This window comes from Enterocloster sp. HCN-30185 (assembly GCF_037890305.1).
Taxonomy (GTDB): domain Bacteria; phylum Bacillota; class Clostridia; order Lachnospirales; family Lachnospiraceae; genus Enterocloster.
The window spans coordinates 1-1,218 of the sequence record NZ_JBBKBT010000042.1 but is presented as its reverse complement, the minus strand read 5'-3'; the positions used below and the strand labels follow the sequence as shown (position 1 = coordinate 1,218).

Annotated in this window: 1 protein-coding gene; it reads left to right on the top strand. The window is 46.2% G+C overall.

Translation table 11 applies throughout. The features are described from left to right. Positions 1-87: 87 nt before the first annotated feature. Positions 88-1,107 (top strand): tyrosine-type recombinase/integrase, encoded by a 1,020-nt coding sequence (locus WKT10_RS15865; RefSeq protein WP_340278045.1) that lies wholly within the window; start codon positions 88-90, stop codon positions 1,105-1,107. Positions 1,108-1,218 lie beyond the last annotated feature (111 nt).

Sequence of the window (1,218 nt, the reverse complement as noted above, 5' to 3'; positions counted from 1 at the left end):
TGATATTGCTATTTAACTGAGTAAATCCCCCCAAGTAGGCATATTCTCCCCAAACCGATAGAATAACGGTGTAAGGAGGATTAAGATATGCTGGAGAAAATACTTGAAAATGTAATCAATGCTATGGTTCCATGTCTGGACTCTGGACAGCTGGAGAAGTTGAACAATGTTCTGTATATTGAGTTCCATGGTGTGGAAGTGGTGGAACAGTGTACTGAGCTGGCAGCCACCGGAGAGGATGGGGACGAGGCAAAAATCCGGATGTTTCTGGCCTCAAAGAAGGCTGTAAACCGTCAGGATGCTACCTTAAGGCAGTATACCAGAGAGATTAGAAGTATGCTGGGCTTCTTAGGAAAACGCCTGGAGGACATTACAGGAATGGATTTGCGATACTATTACGGCATCATGCGGGAACGGCGACACATTAAGATGTCAACGATGCAAACCCGGCTGCATTATCTGTCAAGCTTCTGGGATTTTCTGATTACTGAGGAGCTGGTACACAGCAATCCGGTCAAAAAGGTGGGGTTATTAAAGCTGGAGAAAACGATTAAAAAGCCTTATAGCGCTGAGGATATGGAAGCTTTACGGAGTAGCTGTACAACGCTGAGGGATCGGGCCCTGGTGGAATTTCTATATTCCACGGGTGTCCGAGTCAGCGAGGCTGCAGCTCTGAACGTGGGAGACATCTGGATGGATCGAAAAGAATTGATTGTGTATGGAAAGGGAAGCAAGGAACGCCGCACATACTTGACGGACAGTGCCAAGTTTTATCTGCGTAGGTATTTACAGGTACGCGGGAAAGATGAGGGCGTATCTCCTGAGGAGATGAAGGAACTTCCACTTTTCGTTACGCTGGATCGTCCTCATGGGCGTCTGACAGTGGCCGGAATGCAATATATGCTCCGTGGGTTGGGAAAACGTGCAGGTGTCAAGAACGTTCATCCCCACCGCTTCCGTAGGACGATAGCCACAGACCTTCTGAACCGGGGAATGCCAATAGAACAGGTCAAAGAGTTTTTGGGTCATGAGAAGCTTGATACTACTATGATCTATTGTACGGTAAAAGAAGAGGGGATTCAGGCCTCACACAGAAAATTCGCATAAGTATGCATCTTGAATATGGATTTTAAGCGGCCTGAAAGGGTAGCTTTATTAAGTTTACCCTAAAGCGGGAAAGGGGATGCAAAATAAAGATTTTAAAGATTAGGAAAGGCA